The sequence below is a fragment of the Pseudomonas germanica genome (assembly GCF_019614655.1).
GTDB classification, from domain to species: Bacteria; Pseudomonadota; Gammaproteobacteria; order Pseudomonadales; family Pseudomonadaceae; genus Aquipseudomonas; species Aquipseudomonas neuropathica.
In genome coordinates this window covers 4,760,001-4,774,971 of sequence record NZ_CP071586.1, presented here as the reverse complement: position 1 = coordinate 4,774,971, position 14,971 = coordinate 4,760,001, and the positions used below count along the sequence as shown (strand labels likewise).

The 14,971-nt window shown below is 59.1% G+C and carries 17 protein-coding genes; 6 read left to right on the top strand and 11 right to left on the bottom strand.

Annotated features, from left to right (window positions below; translation table 11 throughout):
• Positions 1-44: 44 nt before the first annotated feature.
• The 3 genes from J0G10_RS21045 to soxR form a co-directional block, all read right to left on the bottom strand.
• Positions 45-920, bottom strand: coding sequence for an alpha/beta fold hydrolase (locus J0G10_RS21045; protein ID WP_220556629.1), 876 nt, complete (start codon positions 918-920; stop codon positions 45-47).
• Between the two features lie 213 nt (positions 921-1,133).
• Complete coding sequence (locus J0G10_RS21040; RefSeq protein ID WP_093435014.1) at positions 1,134-1,592, bottom strand: VOC family protein; 459 nt, start codon at positions 1,590-1,592, stop codon at positions 1,134-1,136.
• A 105-nt stretch (positions 1,593-1,697) separates the two neighbouring features.
• A complete protein-coding gene (gene soxR, locus J0G10_RS21035; protein ID WP_220556628.1) occupies positions 1,698-2,150 on the bottom strand; it encodes a redox-sensitive transcriptional activator SoxR in 453 nt (150 codons plus the stop codon).
• A gap of 93 nt (positions 2,151-2,243) precedes the next feature.
• Here soxR and J0G10_RS21030 point away from each other — a divergent pair, with 93 nt between their 5' ends.
• Complete coding sequence (locus J0G10_RS21030; RefSeq protein ID WP_220556627.1) at positions 2,244-2,597, top strand: antibiotic biosynthesis monooxygenase; 354 nt, start codon at positions 2,244-2,246, stop codon at positions 2,595-2,597.
• On the opposite strand, the gene J0G10_RS21025 is transcribed toward J0G10_RS21030, so the two are convergent.
• The 4 genes from J0G10_RS21025 to msuE all read right to left on the bottom strand — a co-directional run bounded on the left by J0G10_RS21025 (position 2,594) and on the right by msuE (position 6,764).
• Positions 2,594-3,697, bottom strand: a complete 1,104-nt coding sequence (locus J0G10_RS21025; protein WP_220556626.1) for a sigma-54 interaction domain-containing protein — start codon at positions 3,695-3,697, stop codon at positions 2,594-2,596. The genes J0G10_RS21030 and J0G10_RS21025 overlap by 4 nt on opposite strands.
• Positions 3,698-3,733: 36 nt before the next feature.
• Entirely contained in the window at positions 3,734-4,921 is a 1,188-nt protein-coding gene (locus tag J0G10_RS21020; protein WP_220556625.1) for an acyl-CoA dehydrogenase family protein, read from the bottom strand.
• Between the two features lie 123 nt (positions 4,922-5,044).
• Entirely contained in the window at positions 5,045-6,190 is a 1,146-nt protein-coding gene (ssuD, locus tag J0G10_RS21015) for an FMNH2-dependent alkanesulfonate monooxygenase (RefSeq protein ID WP_007949711.1), read from the bottom strand.
• Positions 6,191-6,200: 10 nt separating this feature from the next.
• Complete coding sequence (gene msuE, locus J0G10_RS21010; protein ID WP_095125117.1) at positions 6,201-6,764, bottom strand: FMN reductase; 564 nt, start codon at positions 6,762-6,764, stop codon at positions 6,201-6,203.
• A 390-nt stretch (positions 6,765-7,154) separates the two neighbouring features.
• On the opposite strand from msuE, the gene J0G10_RS21005 reads away from it, so the two are divergent.
• The 4 genes from J0G10_RS21005 (at position 7,155) to J0G10_RS20990 (ending at position 11,365) form a co-directional block, all read left to right on the top strand.
• On the top strand, positions 7,155-7,412 hold the full coding sequence (locus tag J0G10_RS21005; protein WP_220556624.1) for a hypothetical protein: 258 nt from the start codon (positions 7,155-7,157) through the stop codon (positions 7,410-7,412).
• A gap of 101 nt (positions 7,413-7,513) precedes the next feature.
• Positions 7,514-8,128, top strand: a complete 615-nt coding sequence (locus J0G10_RS21000; protein ID WP_034155169.1) for a LysE family translocator — start codon at positions 7,514-7,516, stop codon at positions 8,126-8,128.
• Between the two features lie 205 nt (positions 8,129-8,333).
• Positions 8,334-9,500 (top strand): cysteine desulfurase family protein, encoded by a 1,167-nt coding sequence (locus J0G10_RS20995; protein WP_095048400.1) that lies wholly within the window; start codon positions 8,334-8,336, stop codon positions 9,498-9,500.
• Positions 9,501-9,556: 56 nt separating this feature from the next.
• Positions 9,557-11,365, top strand: coding sequence for an aminopeptidase P family protein (locus J0G10_RS20990; RefSeq protein ID WP_220556623.1), 1,809 nt, complete (start codon positions 9,557-9,559; stop codon positions 11,363-11,365).
• Positions 11,366-11,407: 42 nt separating this feature from the next.
• On the opposite strand, the gene J0G10_RS20985 is transcribed toward J0G10_RS20990, so the two are convergent.
• Positions 11,408-12,004 carry a 2-hydroxychromene-2-carboxylate isomerase gene (locus tag J0G10_RS20985; protein ID WP_093434986.1) on the bottom strand — a complete coding sequence of 199 codons (597 nt, stop codon included), beginning with the start codon at positions 12,002-12,004 and terminating at the stop codon, positions 11,408-11,410.
• A gap of 35 nt (positions 12,005-12,039) precedes the next feature.
• Positions 12,040-12,768, bottom strand: a complete 729-nt coding sequence (locus tag J0G10_RS20980; protein WP_095048398.1) for an SDR family oxidoreductase — start codon at positions 12,766-12,768, stop codon at positions 12,040-12,042.
• Between the two features lie 91 nt (positions 12,769-12,859).
• Between J0G10_RS20980 and J0G10_RS20975 the strand changes: the two genes are divergently transcribed.
• A complete protein-coding gene (locus J0G10_RS20975; RefSeq protein WP_095048397.1) occupies positions 12,860-13,423 on the top strand; it encodes a TetR/AcrR family transcriptional regulator in 564 nt (187 codons plus the stop codon).
• Between the two features lies 1 nt (position 13,424).
• Here J0G10_RS20975 and J0G10_RS20970 read toward each other — a convergent pair whose 3' ends face one another.
• Together J0G10_RS20970 and rhtA are read right to left on the bottom strand one after the other, a co-directional pair.
• A complete protein-coding gene (locus tag J0G10_RS20970) occupies positions 13,425-13,706 on the bottom strand; it encodes a hypothetical protein (RefSeq protein ID WP_093434980.1) in 282 nt (93 codons plus the stop codon).
• Positions 13,707-13,874: 168 nt separating this feature from the next.
• On the bottom strand, positions 13,875-14,762 hold the full coding sequence (gene rhtA, locus J0G10_RS20965; RefSeq protein ID WP_095048642.1) for a threonine/homoserine exporter RhtA: 888 nt from the start codon (positions 14,760-14,762) through the stop codon (positions 13,875-13,877).
• Positions 14,763-14,971 lie beyond the last annotated feature (209 nt).

Sequence of the window (14,971 nt, the reverse complement as noted above, 5' to 3'; positions counted from 1 at the left end):
GCGGCAGAAGCCGCCAGCATAGCACCGAGATCCAGTGTTTCCGGTCAGCGCAGAAAGGCCAGTGCTTCGGCGAGCAACCGTTCGGGGACTTCTTCGGCAATGTAATGGCCAGCGGGCAATGCCTGACCGCTGACGTTCGACGCCACTTGCTGCCATTCCTTGAGCGGATCGAAGCAGCGCCCGACCGTACCTTCGGCGCCCCACAACACGCGCAGCGGTAGATTCAGCTGATGCCCGGCGGCGATGTCGGCGCGGTCGTGCGCAAGATCGATGCCGGCGCTGGCGCGATAGTCTTCGCAGATGCCGCGAGCGCTGCCCGGTCGTTGCAGGCAGCGCAGGTATTCGCCAAAGGCTTCATCGGTAAACGGCTTGAGTCCTGCGCTGCGGCTGCCCATCACGCTGCGCAGATAGCCTTCCGGATCCGCTTCGATCAGGGTTTCCGGCAGTGGTGCCGGGCGGATCAGGAAGAACCAGTGCCAATACGCGCGGGCAAAGGCTTCGTTGGTTTGCGTATACATCGACAGGGTCGGGGCGATGTCGAGCAGCATCATGCGCTGCACGGCGTTCGGGTGATCAAGCGCGAGACGATGGGCGACCCGCGCGCCACGGTCGTGAGCGAGAATCGAAAACTGCTCGAAGCCCAGCGCCTGCATCAACTCGACATTGTCGCGGGCCATTTCGCGTTTCGAGTAATGGGCGTGCAGCTCATCAGCGGCCGGGCGACTGCTGTCGCCGTAACCGCGCAGGTCGGCGGCGACCACGGTGAAGTGTTCGGCCAGTTGTTCGGCAATCTTGTGCCAGATCACATGGGTCTGCGGGTGCCCGTGCAACAGCAACAGGCCCGGGCCGCTGCCGCCGAGGCGGTAGGCAATGTCGACGCCGTTGACGTGACGCTGGTCTTTGCGGAATCCGGCAAACATCGGGCTGATCCTTTTTCAGGGTTCTGGTTGGCTGCATCCTGAAATTGTCCGGCGTTTGCGGCAATGGGCAAAGCGTGGTGGGCAGGTTCATGAAGTGTGATGGGTGTTGATAGTTATGGCCTCATCGCGAGCAGGCTCACTCCTACAGTTGGAATGCGTTCCCCTGTAGGAGTGAGCCTGCTCGCGATAGTGCCAGTCCAGACACTGAGATGCTCAACCCTGCTGAAACATCTCCATCGCCCGCTGTTTGATCTGTTCCTCGGTCAGATCCTCCTTGCGCGAGGCCAGAAACCACAGATGCCCATACGGATCCTTCAATGTTCCGCTGCGATCACCGTAAAACTGATCCTTGACCTCGGACACCGTCGTCGCCCCCGCGTCCAGCGCTCGCTGAAAGGACTTGTCGACATCGGTTACGTACAGATGCAAACCAACTGACACGCTTTTATCGGGATTGCTCAACGGTCCCTGATCGCACGGCGAGCCGAGCATGATCGCGCTGTCGCCAATGCGTAGTTCGGCGTGACCGATGCCGCCGTCAGGCATGGCCAGGCGCATGACTTCGGTGGCGCCGAAGGCTTTTTTATAGAAATCGATGGCCTCGGCCGCTTTGTGGATGCCGAGATACGGGGTAATGCTGTGATACCCCTCGGGAATGGGTTTGACGCTCATGACGTTCTCCCTGAATTGTTGTTCTATGGGACAGGACTCCACCGGATTTGTGGAAGACTCACTATAGAACCGTCCTCGCCGTGCAGGTTTTTGCCCGACGAGCAGTCAATCCTTTGGAAAGTGCGGCCCCGGGCCTTGTTCGCCGAGTACATCGCCCTGATTGCGCAGCGGGCAGGCCTCCATCGACAAACACCCGCAACCGATGCAGCCATTGAGCCGGTCACGCAGTAGCGTCAGTTGTTCGATCCGTTCATCCAATTCTCGGCGCCATTGCTCCGAGAGGATTTTCCAGTCGGCCGCGCTGGGCGCACGATCATCCGGAAGGATTTTCAGCGCCTCGCCAATCTCCGCCAATGGAATCCCCAGCCGCTGCGCGACTTTGATCAACGCCACCCGGCGCAGCACTTCGCGCGGATAACGGCGCTGATTGCCGGCATTGCGCTGGCTCTTGATCAAGCCTTTGGACTCATAAAAGTGCAGGGCGGTGACGGCGACACCGCTGCGCGCCGCGACTTCGCCGACTGTTAACTGCTTGTGCACATTTTCTTTGCTGATCATCTGCAGACAGCTCTTGACCTTGACTTAACTAGAGGTTTTACCCTGCAGGTCTTCGAGTCGCAAGGCTCGTCTTACGCTGACTGGGGGCATTCCATGAACAACCGCAGTTTTACCCAACTGATCGAATTTGAAATCGAACCACGCCAACAACCTGCGCTGGTGACTGCACTATCGAGGCAAACCGAGCGTCTGGCTCAGCGCTACGACGGTTTTGTCAGTGCCAGTGTGCAGGCCAGCGATGACGGCCGGCGCGTGCTGAGTTTTCTCCAATGGCAGACCCGCGAGGCGGGGGAGGCGGCGTTTCGCAGCTTTGAAAGCGGCGAGCAGGATTTCTGGCAACTGATTCACACCCATCAGGCGAAAACCATCACCTTCAATTCATTTCAGGTGCTGAGCAGCATCGCCCGCAGTCACGACGATGCGCTGCACTGCCACCTGGTCGGCTAGATCGACAACTGGATCAGGCGCTCGCCCTGCAGGTTTTCCGTGAGTCGCCGCTTGTTGACTGCCAGTTCGCCGATCTTGATCAAACGCGTGCGGGTGACGTTGCGGCTCAGACCGAGCAGTGCTGCGGTGTGCACCTGGTTGTAATGGCAAAAGCGATACGCTGCGCGCAGCAAGGCGTCTTCGACTTTCTCGTGCAAAGCACCGGCCTGTTGCGCGAACAGTTTTTGAAAGGCCTGTTCCAGCAACGCTTCCGGTGAATCATCGGCGCTGCTGTGATGATCGTCCGGGCGATCGATACGCAGGTTCGACAGGCGCAGATCATCGCGTTCGATCACGCCATTGCGGCAGATCAGCAGGGTGTGATGGATGACGTTTTCCAGTTCGCGAATGTTGCCCGGCCAACTGTAGCCACGCAGTTTGTGCTCGGCACCGGGGCTGATACTGACGCGGCCATAACCCAGGCGCTGGCTGTAGGCCTCGATGAAATGGCGCGTGAGCGGGAGGATATCGCCGGGACGCTCACGCAACGGGCTCAATTCCAGATTGACCACGTTGAGGCGGTAATACAGATCCTCGCGGAAATGGCCGGCATTGATGGCCTTCTCCAACTGCACGTTGGTCGCTGCCAGCACCCGCACATCGATGGGAATGCTTTTGCGCGAGCCCAGCCGCACCACTTCGCGCTCCTGCAACACCCGCAGCAACTTCACCTGAATCGCCATCGGCAGATCGCCAATCTCATCGAGAAACAACGTGCCGCCGTCCGCTTCCTCGAACCATCCGGCCTTGGCGCTCAGCGCACCGGTGAACGCGCCTTTTTCATGACCGAACAATTCCGCTTCCACCAGCGACTCGGAAAACGCCCCGCAATTGACCGCGATAAACGGCCGATGACGGCGGTTGCTGAGGTTATGAATATGCCGCGCTACCAGCTCTTTGCCGGTGCCGGTCTCACCGATGATCAGCACACTGGCTTCACTCGGCGCGACCTGTTGCAAATGCGCGAGCAGGGCCTGGGATTTCGGGTCTTCGAACACCTGCGCGGTGGCGCGGATCGACGTGGCGAGCGCGGGGGAGGGCGGTAGGGTCAGCAGTTGCATGGGCTCGTCCTTCTTTTTAGTTCAAATGCAGGCAAGTCAGGAATAGAAAGTCGGCACCGGCAGCGACTGGTTCAGCGCCCAGTCGCCCAGCTCATGGAGTTTGTAGTCCAGCGGGTCGTGCAGGGTTTGCGTGCGCAGATTGCGCCAGTGACGATCGAGGCGCAGGGAAGCATGGGTGGAACGCGCGCCGGTCACTTCGAACAGACGGCTGCAAATCTCCAGGCCCTGACGGCTGGCGGCAACTTTCGCGGTGGCAATCGCTGTCGCGACTTGGCCGCGCTCCTCGGCACTGAGATTCGCACCCTTGGCCCAGGCTTCATCGAGCAATGCGGCCGCGCGTTCGACCAGCAGACGAATGCCTTCCAGCGCCACCCAGAACTCGCCGTAATGCGCGAGCACGTATGGATCTTCACGCACATCGCGCGCCGAGGATTTATGCCAGAGCCGGGTTTCATTGAGGGTGTATTGCCGCGCGTCTTCAAAGGCGCCTTCGGCAATCCCGAGAAACATATGCGTGAAAGTCAGTTGCGCGATCAATGGCCGCAGGCAGGCGAACGGCGTGCTCAGCGGGCCGGGATCGAGGAGCAATTCCGACTCTTCGACCCGCACCCGTTCAAAGGTCGCGCTGCCGCTGTCGCTCTGGCGCTGGCCGATGTTGTTCCAGTCGTTGTGCAGGGTGATACCACTGCGGCCGCTGGGAATCGCCGCGATCAGTAATTTGCCGCCAGCGCTCTCATCGACGGCCGAGGCGATCAGCATTTGTGAGTCGCTGGCGCCGGAACAGAAGCTTTTCTTCCCGGAAAATTCGCGCCAGCCGCCGAGATCCTTGACCACGGTCCGAGTGTCGAGCGGGTTGAGCGCATTGCCCCAGAACCAGTTCTGCCGCGCGGTCTGTTCGAACCACGGCTGCCATTGTTCCGGCCGGGAAAACAGGCGCACGGTGGCGAGCATCAAATGATGAAAACCGAAAACGTGGGCGATCGAGCTGTCGACCTTGGCGAATTCGCGAACGACCTGCAGGGTTTCGCTCCAGCTCGCGCCGAGGCCGCCGTAGCGGGTGGGAATGCTCAGGGCCAGCAGGCCGCTGTCGCGCAGGGCATCGCGCTCGACTTTTGGCGTGCCACCACGTTCGTCACGTTCGACGGCGGTCAGGGCAAACTCGGCAGTCAGTTGGCGGGCGGTCTGCAATGGGGATAACAAGGCACTTTGCGGTTTGGCGGTCACACCAACACTCCTGAATTCAAACTGCCCTTGTAGGAGCTGCCGCAGGCTGCGATCTTTTGATCTGGTTTTTAGAAATCAAAGTCAAAAGATCGCAGCCTGCAGCAGCTCCTACAGGGGATTTGTTTACGCCGAGGCTTTTGTGGGCAACACATCATTGGCAATCATTTCGCCAAACGGCCCGGTCAGATTGGTCACGCCACGCCCGGCCAGACTGGCGTAAGGCTCGGGCAACAGCGGGAACACCAGCTCGGCAAAGCGGTAAGCCTCTTCCAGATGCGGATAACCGGAGAAGATGAAACTCTCGATGCCCAGATCCGCGTATTCCTTGATCCGCGCCGCCACTTGCTGCGGATCGCCGACCAGCGCCGTACCGGCACCGCCACGCACCAGACCGACACCGGCCCACAGGTTGGGGGCAATTTCGAGGTTGTCGCGACGACCATCGTGCAAAGCCGCCATGCGTCGCTGGCCTTCGGAGTCGAACCGGGAAAAGGATTTCTGTGCCGCCTCAATAGTCTCGTCGCTGATGTGTTCGATCAGTTTGTCCGCCGCTTTCCACGCCTCTTCGGCGGTCTCGCGCACGATCACGTGCAAGCGGATGCCGAACTTCACTTTGCGCCCATGCCGCGCCGCTCGTTCGCGCACGTCGGCGAGTTTTTCCGCAACCGCGGCCGGCGGTTCGCCCCAGGTCAGATAGACATCGACCTGTTCGGCGGCCAGATCATGCGCGGCATCGGATGAGCCGCCGAAGTACAGCGGCGGATAGGGTTTCTGCACGGGCGGATAGAGGGCTTTGGCGTTCTGCACCTTCAGGTGTTTGCCGTCGAAATCCACCGCCTCGCCCTGCAACACGCGGCGCCAGATTTTCAGGAATTCATCGGTAACTTCATAGCGCTCGGCGTGACTGAGAAAACTGCCGTCGCCACGGTTTTCGTCCGGATCGCCGCCGGTCACGACGTTGATCAGCAAGCGGCCGTTGGATAACCGGTCAAGCGTCGCAGCCATGCGCGCCGACACCGTCGGCGAGATGATTCCCGGACGGATCGCCACCAGATAACGCAGACGTTCGGTCAGCGGCACCAGCGCCGAGGCGATCACCCAGGAGTCTTCGCAGGAGCGTCCGGTGGGGATCAGCACGCCGTGGTAGCCGAGGCTGTCAGCCGCCTGCGCCACTTGTTTCAGATAATTGAGGGTGACCGGGCGCGCACCTTGGGTAGTGCCCAGATAGTGGCCGTCACCGTGGGTCGGCAGGAACCAGAAAACATCCATGAACGGCTCCTCAGGCGATTTTCAGCAAAGGTTTGATTTGGGTGGCGAACAGCGGCGCGGCGCGTTCGGCCGCCAGGCGGATGCGCGCCTTCAGCAGCTCGCTGGTGATCTGGTAATCGGCGAAGTCGGCTTCGGTGGCGTACACGCCGATCGGCAAGGTCATGGCCTGGAAGAAGCTCAACAGCGGCCGCAACTGGTGATCGAGCACCAGCGCATGGCGTTCGCTGCCGCCGGTAGCGGCGAGCAGCACCGGGGTGTCGATCAAGGCGTTGAGGTCGATCAGGTCGAACAGATGCTTGAGCAAGCCCGGATAAGAACCGCGATAAACCGGCGCGGCAACAATTAGCAGATCGGCCTGTTCAATGGCCTGCAACTCGGCTTCAACCTCGGCACTGAGCTCCTGACGCGACAGCGCGCCACCGAGCGGGCGAGCGATATCACCGAGTTCGATCAAATGGCTTTCGATGGTCAGATGCCCGGCCAGTTCGGCGAGCAAGGCTTGGGTCAGCACCAAAGTACGGGACGGACGCCAGGTGCCGCCGGAGAGGGCGACGACTTTCAGGGGACGCGACATGATCAGTTCCTTTTTTCAACAGTTGCTCAGCGAGCAGTGAGTGAGTCACCGGGTCAGAGCAAGCGCTGTACCAATTCCTGGAAGCCCCGGTTTACAAGGCGCTGAGCGTTAGCGCGGCGGTCGCGCCTGTGAGTAGCAGGGTGCTTTGTTGAATCAGTGTTGGCTGAGCAACAGTTGCTGGAGCAACAGTGCTCAGCGCATGCAGGGAGTTATAAAGGCAGTTTGTTATTCCGTAAAAGAACGTTAATTGATATTTATAGATCGTTAAGACATATGCGCCAGCACGTGTCGATTTCCTGATAGCCACTATTGAGAGCGTTGATTTCTGCGCAAGCGTGCCCGGGCGTAGCCTTTGTCCATCGACCCCCCATTGCTCGCCAGGACGCTCCCATGAATCGTTTACTCACCGTTTCCCTGTTGCTCGCTGTCTCCGTACTCGCCGGTTGTGCTGGGCATGTAGCACCGGAACTGCGCCCTTACACCGATGAAGAATCCCGTGAATTGGCGATGGAAGCACTGAATCGCAGCGGCTTGTCCTTCGACGAATACCACGCAAAAAAAGCGCAATTGCTCGGTCAGACTCAGTTCGACAAGAAAGCTGAAATGAGCGCCGAACGTGCCGTACAGCTGCACGGTCGTCCTAGCTGAAAACAAACTGTACTGGTGGAAGTTTTCCCCAACTGTCCGTGGGCTTGCCGGGCGGCGTGGGATAGGGTCTACACCTGAATGACCCTGATGGATTGCCTGCCATGAACCTCTCGCTTGACCTGCTGTTGGGCTTTGCCCTGTTTGCCCTAGTCACCTCTATTACGCCGGGGCCGAACAACACCATGTTGCTGGCATCGGGAGTGAATTTCGGCTTCAACCGCACCATCCCGCACATGCTCGGGATCACTTGCGGCTTCTTCGTTCTGGTCGTGGCCGTGGGCTTTGGCCTCGGTGCGGTGTTTCAGACCTACCCGATTCTCTACACGGTTCTGCGCTATGTCGGCGCAGCCTATCTGCTGTATCTGGCTTGGAAAATTGCTCACTCGGGACCGGTCGGCGACAGCGCCGAAGGCGAGGCAAAGCCGATCAGCTACCTCGGCGCGGCCGCGTTTCAGTGGGTCAATCCCAAGGCGTGGATCATGGCCATCGGGGCCATCAGCACCTACACGCCGATGCAGGGCTATTTCACCAATGTCGTGGTGATTGCTGCAGTGTTCGCCATCATCAACCTGCCGAGCGTCGGCGTCTGGGCCGCCTGCGGTACTTTGTTGCGCAATGTGCTGAAGGATCCGCGCTGGTTGCGCGTGTTCAACTGGGGCATGGCCGCATTGCTGGTGATTTCGCTGTACCCGTTACTTCTCGAAAGCTTTAGCTGACGCATTGCTTCAACCGCAGGCCGGATGCCTGTTAAGCTCGGCTTCAGGAGCGTTCCTACGCACTTTTAAATGAAGTTGTTCTTCTTTAACGGCATCCGATCAGGTATTGATGACGCTCTCGAACCGACGCGCAGCTCACAAGGCTGCGCCGTGCCGTTTGCAGACACGAGCCTCCTGATCCCGGAACACGCTCTGCGAGTCTTTTATGAACACACGTCCGTTGTATTTCGATTACGCCGCCACCACCCCGGTTGACGAGCGGGTCATCCAGGTGATGATCGAGTGTCTGGGGTTTCACGGTAACTTTGGCAACCCGGCTTCCAGCTCCCACGCGTTCGGCCAGCAAGCCCGACACACGGTCGAGCAGGCCCGCCGACAGGTCGCCGAACTGGTCGGCGCCAAGGCTGAGCAGATCGTCTGGACCTCCGGTGCCACCGAGTCCAATAACCTTGCCCTCAAAGGCGTGGCGCAGGCCCGCGGTGTCCCCGGCGGCCACATCATTACCAGTCAGATCGAACACAAAGCCATTCTCGATACCGCCCGCCAATTGCAGGACGCCGGCGTCGCCGTAACCTATCTGGTGCCGGATGCCGATGGCCTGATCACCCCGCAAGCGGTCAGTGAAGCTATGCGCGACGATACCTTTCTGGTGTCGCTGATGCTGGTCAACAACGAGTTGGGTACCGTCAATGATGTTCAAGCGATTGGCGAAGTGGTGCGTAGTCGCGAGGCATTGTTCCACGTCGATGCGGCGCAGGGCGCCGGCAAAGTGGCAATCGATCTGGGGCAATGGCCGGTGGATCTGATGTCCTTCTCCGCACACAAACTCTACGGCCCCAAAGGCATCGGCGCATTGTATGTTGGCCCACGGGCGCAGCAGCGGTTACAGGCGCAGATTCACGGCGGCGGACATGAAGGTGGCTTGCGCTCCGGGACGTTGGCGACGCACCAGATTGCCGGCATGGGCGCAGCGTTCGCGCTGGCCGCCGAGACGTTCGATGACGAGAAAAAAACTATCGTCGTGTTGCGTGAACGCTTGCTCGAACAACTGCTCAGCCTGCCGGGCGTACGTCTCAATGGTTGCGCCACTCAACGCATTCCGCACACCTTGAGCCTGACCTTCAGCGAAGGTGAATTCAACAGTGCGGCGTTGAGCCATTCGATTGCCTTTTCCGCGACCTCGGCCTGCAACTCGGCCAGTAACACGCCATCCCACGTGTTGTTGGCGCTGGGGCATGACGCGCACCTGGCCGGTCGCACCATTCGGCTGAGCCTCGGTCGTTTCACCACCGCCGAGGATATCGACAAGGCTTGTGCATTGATCAAGACCGCCTGCGCCAGTGCTCCGGCATTCTGGGCGACCGGGCTTTAAACGAGCCGATCTCTCGGCTACGAACAATAACGATGAAGTGATTAGCAGGAGACATGATGAGTACCCAGACCTCGACCGAAGGATCGGTGCCCCAGCGCCTGGCGCAGACCCGTGAACTGATGCGCCGTGAAGGCATTCATGCGTTGTTGGTGCCGTCCGCCGACCCGCACTTGTCGGAATACCTGCCGGGTTACTGGCAGGGCCGGCAGTGGTTGTCGGGCTTCCATGGTTCGGTCGGGACATTGATCGTCACCGCTGATTTCGCCGGTGTCTGGGCCGACAGCCGTTATTGGGAGCAAGCGACCAAGGAACTCAAGGGCAGCGGCATCGAACTGGTCAAACTGCAACCGGGTCAGCCGAGTCCGCTGGACTGGCTGGCCGAGCAAACACCGGAAGGTGGTGTGGTCGCGGTTGACGGTGCGGTGATGGCCGTGGCGTCGGCGCGTACCCTGAGCAGCAAGCTTGAAGCACGCGGTGCGCGCCTGCGTACCGATATCGATCTGCTGCAGGAAGTCTGGAGTGATCGCCCGAGCCTGCCGAATGCACCGATCTATCAGCATCTGCCACCGCAGGCGACGGTCAGCCGTGGCGAGAAACTCGCCAAACTGCGCGAAACTTTGCGGGAGCGCGGGGCCGACTGGCATTTCATCGCCACCCTCGACGACATTGCCTGGCTGTTCAACCTGCGCGGCGGCGATGTGTCGTTCAACCCGGTGTTTGTTTCGTTTGCTTTGATCGATCAGCAGCAGGCGACGTTGTTCGTGGCGCTGAGCAAAGTTGATGGCGAATTGCGCGCTGTGCTGGAACAGGATGGCGTAACGCTGCGTGATTACAGCGAAGTCGCTGATGCCCTGCGTGCCGTACCGAGTGGCGCGAGCCTGCTGGTCGATCCGGCACGAGTGACCAGCGGTTTACTGGATAATCTCGACAGCGCAGTGAAACTGGTCGAAGGCTTGAATCCGACCACGCTGGCCAAGTCGCAGAAAAGTGAAGCCGATGCTCAACACATCCGCCAAGCCATGGAGCAGGACGGTGCGGCGCTGTGCGAATTCTTTACCTGGCTGGAATCTGCTTGGGGCCGCGAACGCATTACCGAACTGACCATCGATGAGAAGCTCACCGCTGCTCGCGAGCGTCGTCCGGATTATGTCTCGCTGAGTTTCAACACCATTGCTGCGTTTAACGCCAATGGCGCGATGCCGCATTACCACGCGACCGAAGAAGAACACGCGGTGATCGAGGGTGACGGCTTGCTGCTGATCGACTCGGGTGGACAGTACCTGGGCGGCACCACGGACATCACGCGGATGGTGCCGGTCGGTACGCCGAGCGAAGAGCAGAAGCGCGATTGCACGCGCGTGCTCAAGGGCGTGATCGCGCTGTCGCGCGCGCAGTTCCCGAAAGGCATTCTCTCGCCGCTGCTGGACGCCATCGCCCGTGCGCCGATCTGGGCCGACAGCGTGGATTACGGCCACGGCACTGGTCACGGCGTTGGCTACTTCCTTAACGTCCATGAAGGACCACAGGTGATTGCCTATCAGGCCGCGCCTGCGCCGCAGACGGCCATGCAGCCGGGGATGATCACGTCGATCGAGCCGGGTACGTATCGTCCGGGCCGTTGGGGCGTGCGTATCGAGAATCTGGCGATGAACCGTGAGGCGGGTAGCAGCGAATTCGGTGAATTCCTCAAGTTTGAAACCTTGACGCTGTGCCCGATCGATACGCGATGCCTGCTGCCGGCGCTGCTGACTGAGGAAGAGAAGCAATGGTTCAACAGCTACCACACAGAAGTGCGTGAGCGCCTGAGTCCGTTGCTTGAGGGGGCTGCGCTGGAGTGGTTGAACACCCGTACTGCGGCGATCTGATCGGCTGAATTCAGGCGCTGTGTCCAGCGCCTGAATGATCGCTTAGCCTTGGCGCAAGGCTTCCTCAACGAAGTCGAGCCGATCCTGGCCGAAGAACAGCTGATTACCGATGAACATGCTCGGTGCGCCGAACACGCCGCGTTTAACCGCCGTTTCGGTGTTCTCCTTAAGCGCTGCTTTGACAGATTCATCGTTGCTCAGCGCCAGAACTTCCTGCGGGTCGAAACCGTGTTCGCTCAGTACAGCGGCGACAGTCGCGGGCTCGTCAAGGCTGCGTCCTTCAACCCATAGCGCCGTGAACAGACAATCGATAAACGCCTCAAAGCGTTCTGGCTGACGTAATTGGATACCCGTGACCGCACGCATCAGCATCAGTGTGTTGATCGGGAAATGCGGATTAAATCTCAGCGGTACCCCGTAGCGTTTCGCGTAGCGATCCAGATCCTGAAACATATACCGACCCTTCGCCGGAATCATTGCCGGTGACGCGTTGCCGGTTGCCTTGAATACGCCACCGAGCAGCATCGGGATGTAAATCAGCTCACTGTTCGTCTCGGCACAAATCTTCGGCAATTGGGTGTAGGCCAGATAGGTGGCAGGGCTGCCAAGGTCGAAATAGAACTCCACGGTTTTAGTCATTTTCGCGTCTCTGTCGTTATTGTTATGGCGGGGCCTTACCAGCGTTCGTTCCAGGGGCGCAGATCCAGCTCGAACGTCCAGGCATCCCGTGGCTGACTGTGCAGATACCAGTAGTTCTCGGCGATGTGCTCGGGATTGAGGATGCCATCCTGATCTTTGGTGGCGTACTTCTCGGGGAAACTGTTGCGAATGAAATCGGTGTCGATCGCACCATCGACCACCACATGGGCGACGTGGATGTTCATCGGCCCGAGTTCCCGCGCCATGCTTTGCGCCAGTGCGCGGATGCCGTGCTTAGCGCCGGCGAATGCGGCGAATCCGGAAGCGCCACGCAGCCCAGCGGTGGCACCGGTGAAGAGAATCGTGCCGCGATTGCGCGTGACCATGCGTTTGGCCACTTCACGGGCATTGAGGAAGCCTGAGAAACAGGCCATTTCCCAAATCTTGAAATACTTGCGTGCGGTTTCTTCAAGAATGCTGCACGGCACATTGGCGCCGATATTGAATACAAAAGCTTCGATCGGACCGAGGCGAGTCTCGATGTCTTCAATCAGAGCGATTACGTCTTCTTCTTTGCGCGCATCGCAGGCAAAACCGTGGGCTTCACCGCCTTCAGCCTTGATCGCGTCCACCAGCGGCTGCAATTTGTCGGCGCTGCGTCGGGTGACGCAGGCGATGAATCCTTCTTTGGCAAAACGCTTGGCAATCGCCCCTCCCGTGGCATCGCCGGCGCCAACCACTAATACGACCTTCTTGTTATTCATGGATAGATGCCTTTATTAAACGATCGTTAAGTGAACGAACGTTATGCTAGGATCCAGACCACGTCAAGGCAGTCGATTCGAGGGCAAACACATGCGTTACTCCGCCAGTCACAAGTTGGAAACTCGGGAAAAGCTATTGCAGAGCAGTTCGCTGTCAGCAAAGCGTTCGGGGTTTTCCACGGTAGGCGTCGACGGCTTGATGAAGGCTATCGGATTGAGTGGCGCGGCGTTCTATAGTCACTTTTCGTCGAAAGATGCGTTGTTCACCGCCATCGTCGAGCGAGAGTTGGGGCAAAGCCTTGAGCGACTGGGGGGCGAGGGCGCGCAGGATCGTGAGCGACTGGAGCGCTGTCTCAAGCACTATCTGAGCATGGCTCACGTAGAACAACCTGAAGCCGGTTGCGCGTTGCCGGCGCTGGGCGCGGAAATTGCCCGATCGGATATCCAAGTACGGGAGCAAGCCGAGTTATGGATTCGTCGGCTGCAAGAGCGCTGGGCACAGATACTTGAGAGCGAGACCCTGGCGTGGTCGGTGCTGTCGCAATGCGTCGGGGCCTTGGTGGTGGCGCGCATGTTGGCCACGCCGGACGTTCAGCAAGCGGTGCTGAAGTCCAGCCATAAAGAAATTGGCCGGCAGATTGCCGCGCAGCGCTGATCTATTTACAGATGACAATCATGCTGCGACTGGTGTAACCCGCAGGATTGAGACCGAACGGGTAATCGCCGGGTTCTTCCACGGTGTCACCGGATTTGGCGATGACCTTATAGCCTTTCGGCAAGCAAGCATTGGCGGCGCTGGCGTAGCATTTGTCCCAGGAGGACGATAGCCCTGAGCAGTTGATGTGCAGCCCTTTTTTTCCGCGTTTTACCTTGGTTTCCGAAGTCGCCGCACAACCCGCAATAGCCAGTATGGCGATCAGTATCAAAATTCGTTTCATTACCGTCCTTATAGCGGCCACGAGTCTAATGCCCGGGTTTGCCTGTGTTCGCCTGCGCTCTAAGCGTTTTGAAATCCCTGTCCGAAAAAATCCATGTCTGGCATTGGGTTACGGGTCTAAACATGGCCTAAATACGCACCAATTGCCAGACCTTCGTCAAAACCTCTTTCAGTCAGCCGCTATTGCAGGCTTCGCGGCGCTACCCATGGTCATGGTTGCGCCGACAGACGCCAGAATAATGCATAGGATCGCCATCCATTGTGACAGTGTGAGGAATTCGTGCAGAAACAGCAGGCCCGATAAGGCTCCGAAAGCCGGTTCGATACTCATCAGTGTGCCGAATGTACGTGCCGGCATGCGGGTAAGTGCGACCATCTCCAGTGTGTAGGGCAGGGCGGTGGATAGAATGGCTACGCCAATGGCAATGGGAATCAGGGAGGGGGTCAAAAGCGCTGAACCAGCATGCACGATGCCAATAGGGGCCACGAACAATGCCGCGATCATTACGCCTAATGCAGCGGTCGTCACACCGTTATCGGCACCTGCCTTCTGGCCGAACAGGATATAGAGCGCCCAACAGATACCTGCTCCCAATGCATACCCAGCGCCGACCAGATCGATTCCGGCGCTGGTGGCACCTGTTGGAATCAGCAACATCAATCCCGCGGCGGCGAGAGCGATCCAGAGAAAGTCGATAGCACGACGGGAGGCATAGATGGCTACGGCCAGCGGCCCGGTGAACTCGAGGGCAACGGCAATCCCCAGCGGTACAGTGCGCAATGACATATAGAAGAGGAAATTCATTCCGCCTAGAGCCATGCCGTAAACGATGACCGTGCGTAGCGACTTGGCGGTCAGCCTGGCTCGCCAGGGACGCAGTATCAACAGCATGATTACACTGGCAAAGATCAGCCGCAGCGTAGTGGTTCCCTGAGCGCCCACGATGGGGAACATGCTTTTGGCAAGTGAGGCGCCGGACTGGATTGATGCCATGGCTATTAATAGCAGGCCAACCGGGAACAGCATTGAGGCAAGAGAGCGTGGCTGGTCATTCATTGCGCGGCATCGTCCAAGGTAAAAAAGCAGGGTTTTATTTTGATAGTGGGCAATATACTGCGCATTCGTTGCGATCACGTCTATATAGAGGCCGTCTTTTCCGCCAATCGATAGAAAAGTGAAATTAACGGTTGACGGCAGATTCAGGATGTCTATAATTCGCCCCACTTCCGGCGCAGTCGAAACGGAAAACTCCTTGAGATTCAATG